Below are 9,841 nucleotides of genomic sequence, written 5' to 3' on the forward strand. Positions count from 1 at the left end.
ATGGCCTCGTGAAAAAACCACTTCACAGGTAAGCCATTAATGCAAAAGCCCTACGAATATTCGCAGGGCTTTTGTTTTATCACGCAGTTGAATCTTAAAACTGTTGAAACCAACGTTGGATCTGCTGTGGATCTTTGCTTTGCGTTAACGACAGCATCAGTAAAATGCGGGCTTTTTGCGGGTTAAGATTACCTGCTGCGATAAAGCCATATTTAGCATCGTCTATCTCAGAATCAAGCGTGGTTGCGCCTGTGGGCACTCGACTAGAGCGAACGACTAAGGTGCCTTTTTGACTCGCTTTAGCTAAGGTGTCAAATATTGAGTGGTAAATATTACCATTACCTACACCGGCGCTGACTATGCCATCAAAACCCGCTTCAACCATAGCTTTGACAGGTAAATCGCTGGCATTAGCGTAGTTGTAGACAATCCCTACCTGTGGCAGCTTGTCGAGTTTGCTAACATCAAAAGGCGTTTGCCTTGTATGTTGACGCTCAGTTTTGCCCATGTATTCAATCTTGCTGTTATGGATAACGCCAAGCGGGCCAAAGTTAGGCGCGGCAAAAGTGTGTACACCTGTAGTGTTAGTCTTAGTCACATCGCGGGCATTCAATACGGTATCGTTCATCACCACTAACACGCCTCGACCTTTAGATTCGAGGTTAGCGGCGGTCGCGACTGCGTTATACAAATTCATCGGGCCATCGGCATTCATGGCAGTTGATGGACGCATTGCCCCAACCAGTACTACAGGCTTATCGCTCTTGATGGTGAGATTTAAAAAATACGCCGTTTCCTCTAAGGTATCAGTACCATGGGTAATGACGATACCGTCGACATCTTTATCAGCCAATAACAGATTGATGCGCTTGGCTAAGGCTAGCCAAACTTTATCGTTCATATCCTGCGAACCGATTTTAACCAGTTGCTCACCTTGAATATCGGCAAGTTGTTTCATTTCAGGCACGGCCGCAATTAAGCTACTAATGCCCACTTCACCAGCCTGATAGTTAGACTCAGTAGCCGATTGTCCGACTCCCGCAATAGTGCCACCCGTGGCAATAATACGTACCTGTGGAAGCGCCTGCGCCGCGGAGGAGAGAAATAACCCTAAAGTGACCGAGAGCAAAAGCTTACGCATTGGAAAATTCATGCTTACATCCTTTGATTAATAATAAACGCCCACAGTGTGCACTATTGTCTAAGCCTCACTGTGATAGCTCTCACTAAAATGAAATAACAGATTTAGCGTTATCTAATTGATTATTTAAACTTTAAGGAAAACACAATGCATTTATTATTGAGTAGATTTAACTAATCAATGATTATTCGCTATTGACGCAGTAACAATTAAAAATCGTATGGTTTATTTAATTTTAAAAACACTTGAATAAATATGTCGCCGATTGGTTAACGAATAACAAATCTATAGCTAATTTGCATCAAAAAGTAATGGCTCACACTAGTGATCCGAGTTGAGAGACTTATCTAAGAAACAAAAGAAATACACTATTTCAAACAGTTAAGTGATCACCATCCTAATCCTGTTATTGCCAAAGCGTTAAGATCTACTTCGATAGTCAAGGAGACGATTCTCCTTCATGTTTTCGATGAGTTATTCTTGATGTGTTACGTATACTTATTGTACACATCCAGAACTCAATACTCGGAGATATATCTTACTATTAATTGGATTTAATAGGATCGAAATGAAAGATACTAATAGCGTACGGATCGAAGAAGATTTATTGGGCACGAAAGAAGTTTCCAATGAATTTTATTATGGCATACATACATTGCGTGCCATCGAAAACTTTAAGCTGAGTAATCAAAAAATTTCCGATGTACCTGAATTAGTCCGTGGCATGATGCTAACAAAAAAAGCCGCTGCCATGGCTAACAGTGAATTAGGCGCTGTAAGTCCTGAAATCGCTGACAAAATTATTGAAGCGTGCGATCTGATACTCACAACGGGTCGATTTGTTGATCAATTTCCGGTCGATGTTTATCAAGGAGGCGCAGGTACTTCGGTCAACATGAATACCAATGAGGTATTAGCCAACGTTGCACTGGAGATCATGGGGCTTGAAAAAGGCCGTTACGATGTCATCAACCCTAATGACCATGTCAATAAATGCCAATCGACTAACGATGCCTATCCAACAGGTTTCCGTATTGCGGTCATCAACAGTACCGATATTCTGTTAGATGCATTAACCGACCTTATCAGCGCTTTCGACACTAAAGCCACAGAGTTTAAAACCATCTTAAAAATGGGCCGCACTCAATTGCAAGATGCCGTGCCTATGACCTTAGGCCAAGAGTTTCATGCCTTTGCAGTTACATTGCGAGAAGAAATTAAGTCCATCAAGCGTTGCCAAGAGTTGTTGTTAGAAGTGAACTTAGGCGCAACCGCCATTGGTACAGGGCTCAATACGCCTGTCGGTTATTCTGCATTAGCCATTAAGTATCTGGCAGACATTACTGGCCGCGCCTATGTGCCAGCGGAAGATTTAATCGAAGCGACATCCGATTGTGGTGCCTACGTTATGCTGCACAGTGCAATTAAGCGTATGGCGATTAAAATGTCCAAGATTTGTAACGACCTACGCTTACTTTCATCGGGTCCACGTACTGGTCTGAAGGAGATTAATCTTCCTGAGCTGCAAGCGGGTTCCTCCATCATGCCAGCCAAGGTTAACCCTGTGATCCCTGAGGTCGTCAATCAGGTTGCCTTTAAGATTGTCGGCAATGATATCACTATCACTATGGCCGCCGAAGCAGGCCAATTACAGCTTAACGTAATGGAACCTGTGATTGGACAGGCGATGTTTGAGTCGCTCAGTTTGATGGGCAATGCCTGTATCTCTCTACGTGAAAAATGCGTTGAAGGTATCACAGCAAATCCAGAGATCTGCATGGCCCATGTGATGAACTCTATCGGGATAGTGACCTACCTTAACCCAATCATCGGCCACCATGAAGGTGACATCATAGGCAAGATTTGCGCCCAAACGGGTAAAAATGTCCGTGAAGTGGTACTCGAACGCGGTTTGTTAACGGTTGAAGAACTCGATGACATTCTCTCAGTTGAAAATCTGATGAATCCTAAATATCAGGCTAAACGCAACACCAACAAAGCCAAAGTGTAACTCAGTGGGGCTGGGGAGCCTTCCCCAGCCCACAACTCGATGATTCAAGAATAAGCCTGCGCAGAGTGAACATGCGTAGGCTATTGAAATTAAAAATAAAATAGAGTTAACACTATGATTATATTAGAGATAATTATCGTCCTCGGGGCTATTTACCTTGGTGCAAGGATGGGTAGCATGGGAGTCGGCTTCGCTGGCGGTGTCGGGGTACTGATACTGACCGCGGGGATGGGACTCAAACCGGGCAATATCCCGATTGACGTGATCCTCATCATTATGTCAGTTATCACTGCGATTGCGGCCATGCAAGTGTCTGGAGGGATGGATTATTTAGTCTCACTGGCAGAAAAATTATTACGTAAGCATCCCAAACAAATCACCTTTCTGGCCCCTGTCGTCACCTATTTCATGACACTTTTTGCGGGTACAGGCCACACAGCATTCTCCACCTTACCTGTTATTGCCGAAGTCGCAAAAGAGCAAGGTATTCGCCCCTCTCGTCCCTTATCTATTGCCGTTGTCGCATCTCAAGTCGCCATTACCGCCTCACCGATTTCAGCGGCTGTCGTGTTCTTCTCAGGCATCTTAGAGCCGTTTGGCGTAGATTATTTAGTACTGTTAGCCGTTTGTATTCCCTCAACTTTCCTCGCCTGTATGGTCGGAGCCGTTGTTGCCAACTTAATGGGTAAAGAACTGGCCGATGATCCTGTCTATCAAGAACGCTTAGCCAAAGGTTTAGTCAAAACACGCGGTACAACTCAAATCGAGATTAAAGCCGGCGCGAAACGATCTGTGATGATTTTCTTACTGGCGATTGCGGCTGTCATGGCCTATGCCACTGCGATATCTGACAAAGTCGGTTTGATTGTTGACCCTGTATTGCCACGCGACGCCGCCATTATGGTGTTGATGCTCACGGCAGCTGCCGCTATTACGATTTTCTGTAAGTTAGACGCAAGCGAAATCTCTAATGCGGCCACCTTCAAGTCAGGCATGTCAGCCTGTGTTTGTGTGTTAGGTGTGGCTTGGTTAGGCGATACCTTAGTGTCGAATCATATCGAGGAAATCAAAGATCTTGCCGGCACCTTACTGCAAAGTCAGCCTTGGTTATTATCGGTAACCTTATTCTTTGCCTCCATGCTGCTCTACTCCCAAGGCGCGACAACAAAAGCGCTAATGCCCGCAGCCTTGGCGATTGGTGTAAGTCCATTGACAGCCGTAGCCTCTTTCGCCGCCGTCAGCGCGCTGTTTGTATTACCGACTTACCCCACGCTACTGGCTGCGGTCGAGATGGATGATACTGGCTCGACACGGATTGGTAAGGCGGTATTTAACCATCCGTTCCTGGTCCCTGGCGTTGTGACGATTGCCACCAGTGTGGCATTAGCCTTCCTGTTTGGCGGCATGATGCTGTAGCTCAATTTTACCCTAAGTGCTCTCAGGGCTAATGCCTACAAATGGATTAACCCTCTTCTTTTAATCTGTATCTATAGACTTTGTTTTGGCGTGATGCAGGTACATTCACGCCATAGCAAATCGAGTAAGAGGTGAATTAATGTCAGCAAAAACGCGTGTTCCTACCGCCATTAACGGCGGACCATTTGGCCAAGCTTGGTCGGCTAAAGCAGACTGCTTACAAAGTGTGACAGGGCTTATATTAGGTATTTTTCTCTTATTTCATATGCATTTCGAGGCGAGCATTTTATTTGGTAAAGAAACCTTCTTTCACATGGTGCAATTCTTAGAAGGCAGTATGTTTAGCTCGACGGGTCATGGCTTCCCCATAGTGACCCAGATCATTTCAGTCATTATGCTCGTGATTGTTGCAATACATGCCGCAACTGCACTACGTCGTTTCCCTGTGCAATTAGGCCAATGGCGAGCGATGCGTGGCTTCATGTCGACTATCAAGCATAGAGATACCCAAGCATGGTTCTGGCAGATGATCACCGGTTTCTTACTGTTTTTCTTAGTGTCAGCCCATCTTGCCACTATGATTTTAAACCCTGATATTGGCCCTCACCTTTCGGCCGAACGGGTTTACCACGATAACGCTTGGCTCTTATACGTGGTGTTTTTACCTATCGTGTTATTCCACGGCATCGTTGGTTTATACCGAGTGATATTAAAGTGGGGTGTGAGTAGTAACCGTCCACTTATCCGCACTATAGCGCAAGTATTGATCGTCTATTTATTGTGTTTAGGCACATTAAGCCTAGTGACCTATATCAATATTGGTATCGAATTAGTTTTGCCAGTACAACCGTTTATTCCTCAGTAATGGGCATGACGCTATCGGCGCACCTAGCCTATATAGCAAGACAAACAACATACGGATCCTCCTCTGATACATAGTTGCAGCGCATCTATGCCCGAGGAGCGCAATGATAAATCCATGAAATGTTATCTAAATTATTAGATAAGGATCTGATTTGAAAATCATTTATACAGACTCATTAGTCATTGGCGCAGGATTGGCAGGCCTTAGAGTCGCGATTGCCACCAAAGAGCGAGGCCTAGATACCTTAGTGCTATCGTTAATTCCCGCAAAACGTTCACATTCGGCCGCCGCACAGGGCGGAATGCAAGCCAGCCTAGGCAATACCGTTAAAGGCATGGGCGATAACGAAGACATTCACTTTCAAGACACAGTAAAAGGTTCTGACTGGGGCTGCGATCAAGACGTCGCACGCATGTTTGCCCACGTTGCACCAAAAGCGATCCGCGAACTCACCAACTGGGGAGTACCTTGGTCGAGAATATCCGCCGGCCCACGTGAAGTCATCATGAACGCGCAAAGGGTAACGCTCAATGAGGCTGAAGAAGCTCACGGCCTGATCAATGCCCGCGATTTTGGTGGCACAAAAAAATGGCGTACTTGTTACACCGCAGACGGCACTGGCCACTCTTTACTGTACGCGGTCGATAACCAAGCTATCTCCATGGGCATTCCAGTACATGAACGGATTGAAGCCCTGTCGCTGATCCATGACGGTAAGCGTTGCCATGGAGTCATTGCCCGCTGTTTAGTCACAGGTGAATTGCGCGCTTATGTTGCCAAATCCACCACTATCGCCACCGGCGGTTATGGCAAGATTTATGAAATATCGACCAATGCCACCATCTGCGAAGGCATAGGCCAAGCGTTAGCACTCGATACTGGTGTCGCCACCTTAGGCAATATGGAAGCGGTGCAGTTTCACCCTACCGCCATAGTGCCCGCGGGGATCCTTACCACTGAAGGTTGTCGTGGTGATGGCGGTATTCTGCGTGATAAAGACGGTCATCGCTTTATGCCAGATTACGAGCCAGAGAAAAAAGAACTCGCCTCCCGCGATGTGGTTTCCCGCCGCATGACAGAGCATATGCGCAAAGGCAATGGCGTCGAAAGCCCTTATGGTCCACATCTGTGGCTGGATATTACGCAGCTGGGCCGTGAGCATATCGAAACCAACCTGCGCGAAGTGAAAGAGATTTGTGATTACTTCCTCGGTATCGATCCTTGTAAAGACTGGATCCCCGTCAGACCTACCCAGCATTATTCCATGGGTGGCGTGCGCACCAATGCCACAGGTGAGAGTCCACAACTCAAAGGGCTGTTCAGCGTCGGAGAAGCGGCCTGTTGGGACATGCATGGTTTTAACCGTTTAGGCGGTAATTCGGTGGCAGAAACTGTGGTCGGCGGCATGATCATCGGCAAATATGTCACTGATTTTTGTCAGAATAACGACTTAGAAATTGATACCGCACTGACTCAAAAATTCATCGATAAATTACAGCAAGAAATCGATGGACTGGTCGAAGGCAACGGTACAGAAAATCCCTTCCAAATAAAGAAAGAAATGCAACGCATCATGATGAACTACGTCGGGATCTTCCGTAATGGACCCGAGTTAGATAAAGCCATCAAAGGCTTGAAAGACTTACTGCTGCGGGCAAAAAATCTTGGCCTTAAATGTAAAAAACGTCACTCCAATCCTGAGTTAGTCGAAGCGCTACGCGTCACCCGTATGTTGAAAGTGGCCCTAACCGTCGCCTGTGGCGCAGAGGCTCGCACTGAAAGCCGCGGCGCCCATTCACGGGAAGATTACCCACAACGCAATGATAAAGATTGGCTCAACCGCACACTGGCAACTTGGCCAGATGCCGAATCACTTGAACCAGTACTGCGTTATGAAGCGCTAGATGTGATGAAAATGGAGCTACCACCGGGATACCGTGGCTACGGTAACGATAATACTATCGCCCATCCAGATACCGAAAAACGCGTACAAGAAATCAATCAAGTGCTCGCGAGCTTAGGTGATGATCCCGATAGAAACACACTGCAGCGAGCCCTGATGCCATACGAGCTGCCAAGCCACCTGCAGGCTCCTAATGAACGCCTCAGCGATACCTTAGCGATCACTCCAGCCCAACCGGTAGGAAACAAACCACTATGAGCCGTCAAATCAGCTTTAATATCTTCCGCTACGATCCGCAAGATGGCCAAGACAAGCCAAAGATGGAACGTTATCAGTTGACTGAAACACCGGGCATGACAGTATTTATCGCCTTAAATCAACTACGTGAGCTACAAGACCCTTCACTGCAGTTCGACTTTGTCTGCCGTGCGGGCATCTGTGGCAGTTGCGCCATGGTGATCAATGGTTTTCCCACGCTTGCCTGTCGCACGTTAACGGCAAATTATCCTAATGGCGAAATCACCCTCATGCCGCTACCTGGCTTCGAGCTGATTGGCGACTTATCGGTGAACACGGGTAAATTTATGCGCGAATTAGCCGAACGCTTAAAACTGTGGCTGCACCCTAGACCCGATGATCAGGACATTCATCGCCTCGAAAATCCAATGGCACCTGAAGAAGCCGCGCGGATCTATGAGCTAGAACGCTGCGTCGAATGTGGTGTTTGCGTGTCGGCCTGCGCCACCAAACAAATGCGTGACACCTTTGTCGGCGCGGTTGGCATGATGAAAATCGCCCGCTTCGAAATGGATAGCAGAGACAGCCGCAGCGCGGATGATTTCTACCATGTGATTGGCAATCAAGATGGCGTCTTCGGCTGTATGACGCTACTCGGCTGCCAAGATAACTGCCCCAAAGATTTGCCGCACATGCAGCAAATCGCTTACCTGCGCCGCAAAATGGCCGCGACCATACTCTAATCCTCCCTCTAACGTCCCGCTGTTTTGGCGGGATTGATAGGATTGCACCTTTCCAAAACCAGCTGACAGGTTTTATCTGTCAGCTGCTGAGATACGAAGCCTAATTTTCTTAGCTAGGCGCCTCCCCAGCACTATCACAAGTGCAGCTCCTTACTACTAGCGATACAGCTCAATCGGCAACAAAATCCATTAGCGTAACGCGAGTAGTTGTTATGTAAGGAAACATAAATGAAACCGTCTAAACTTACATCAGCCATACTTGTGCTGAGCTTTGCCACACCTATCTTTGCCGTTCAAGCCAATAATACAGCAGAAACCAATGACGAATTACGCACTGAGTTACAACAAATTCAGCAGAGACTCGCCATGCTCGAAGCTCAAGAAAATGAGCCATCAGTGCCATCGGATACCCAGTTTAATTTTTATGGTTCTTTACGCCCAACCTTCGGCCTGACCCACACTAACTCGGACGATGTGTGGGATGTAGGCGATGCGAACTCGCGAATTGGCTTTGCCGCAGAGCACCAACTCGGTAATGGCTTAGTCGGTTTTGCGAAAGGGGAATTTAAGGTCGATATCAAAGATGACGGTGACTTTGGCGATGCACGTAAAGCCTATGTCGGATTAAAGGGATTTTTTGGTAGCGTTGCCATAGGTAAACAAGCCGTCACGCAGGAAATGATTTCCGATCCCGTTGATATCTTTAACCGCTCAGGAACGCCTCTGGCCTATGACAGTGCGAGCCCATTCAGGCTCAATAATCTCGTGACCTATCGTAAAGAGTTTGGCGACCTGTTATTTTCGGCCGATGCGCAATTCGACGGCAATAAAGGCAGTGGCGGCAGTGACTTCGTTAACACGGGTATCCGTTATAAAACCGACTTCATCTACATTGCCGCGGCTTTTTATAATAAAGAGTTAGAGGACAACAAGGATGAAAATACATTCGGTGTAACCCTAGCGAAAAATTTCAATTCTCTGTTCCTCGCCGCAGCCTACCAAAACATTGAAAAAGACAGCGTCGATGGCACCACATTGGATGGTTCAACACTGGATGTAGTTGCAAGCTATCCCATCACTGACAGCTATAAAATCAAGCTAGGCGTGTCCAGATATGACGATGGCGACAATGACATCACCTCCGCGAAATACAATGCCTATAACACTACGCTGGAATGGCATAAAACACCGAAATTCAGCACCTTCATCGAATATCAAAAAACAGATTTTGAATACCGCGAAACCAATGACCAGATCATGCTAGGCATGCGTTATAACGTAAGCGTCCATTTTAGGACGTCCTATTCCCACTTAAGATCGCGCGATAAGCTGTGCACTCATCATTACAGGAGAGTGATATGGCAAAGCGAGCTTACCGCAACGCTGCACAATGGCAGCAATTAATCGACTTATGGCACACATCAGAGCTGAGCATCACTGAGTTTTGCCAAACCCATCAACTGAGCACCATGTCATTTTATAAATGGCGGCAACGTCTATCACCACAAACTGAGCAAGCTAATGT

The 9,841-nt window shown here is 46.7% G+C and carries 8 protein-coding genes; 7 read left to right on the forward strand and 1 reads right to left on the reverse strand.

Annotation, left to right across the window (positions count from 1 at the left end):
* Positions 1-94 precede the first annotated feature (94 nt).
* A complete protein-coding gene (gene ansB / locus L5M11_RS07180) occupies positions 95-1,153 on the reverse strand; it encodes an L-asparaginase 2 (protein ID WP_263191746.1) in 1,059 nt (352 codons plus the stop codon).
* Between the two features lie 556 nt (positions 1,154-1,709).
* On the opposite strand from ansB, the gene aspA reads away from it, so the two are divergent.
* The 7 genes from aspA to tnpA all read left to right on the forward strand — a co-directional run.
* A complete protein-coding gene (aspA, locus tag L5M11_RS07185; RefSeq protein ID WP_263191747.1) occupies positions 1,710-3,152 on the forward strand; it encodes an aspartate ammonia-lyase in 1,443 nt (480 codons plus the stop codon).
* A 114-nt stretch (positions 3,153-3,266) separates the two neighbouring features.
* Positions 3,267-4,568 (forward strand): anaerobic C4-dicarboxylate transporter, encoded by a 1,302-nt coding sequence (locus L5M11_RS07190; protein ID WP_113940028.1) that lies wholly within the window; start codon positions 3,267-3,269, stop codon positions 4,566-4,568.
* A gap of 139 nt (positions 4,569-4,707) precedes the next feature.
* Entirely contained in the window at positions 4,708-5,433 is a 726-nt protein-coding gene (locus L5M11_RS07195) for a fumarate reductase cytochrome b subunit (RefSeq protein WP_105251340.1), read from the forward strand.
* Between the two features lie 151 nt (positions 5,434-5,584).
* Positions 5,585-7,594, forward strand: a complete 2,010-nt coding sequence (locus tag L5M11_RS07200; RefSeq protein ID WP_263191748.1) for a fumarate reductase flavoprotein subunit — start codon at positions 5,585-5,587, stop codon at positions 7,592-7,594.
* Positions 7,591-8,316, forward strand: coding sequence for a fumarate reductase iron-sulfur subunit (locus L5M11_RS07205; protein WP_105251338.1), 726 nt, complete (start codon positions 7,591-7,593; stop codon positions 8,314-8,316). The genes L5M11_RS07200 and L5M11_RS07205 overlap by 4 nt, the downstream gene beginning before the upstream one ends.
* Positions 8,317-8,544: 228 nt before the next feature.
* Positions 8,545-9,720, forward strand: coding sequence for a porin (locus L5M11_RS07210; RefSeq protein ID WP_263191749.1), 1,176 nt, complete (start codon positions 8,545-8,547; stop codon positions 9,718-9,720).
* A partial coding sequence (tnpA, locus tag L5M11_RS23950) for an IS66 family insertion sequence element accessory protein TnpA (protein ID WP_411569098.1) occupies positions 9,675-9,841 on the forward strand: 167 nt, incomplete at its 3' end. The genes L5M11_RS07210 and tnpA, both read left to right, overlap by 46 nt.

This window comes from Shewanella sp. SM87 (genome assembly GCF_025653705.1).
GTDB classification, from domain to species: Bacteria; Pseudomonadota; Gammaproteobacteria; order Enterobacterales; family Shewanellaceae; genus Shewanella; species Shewanella oncorhynchi.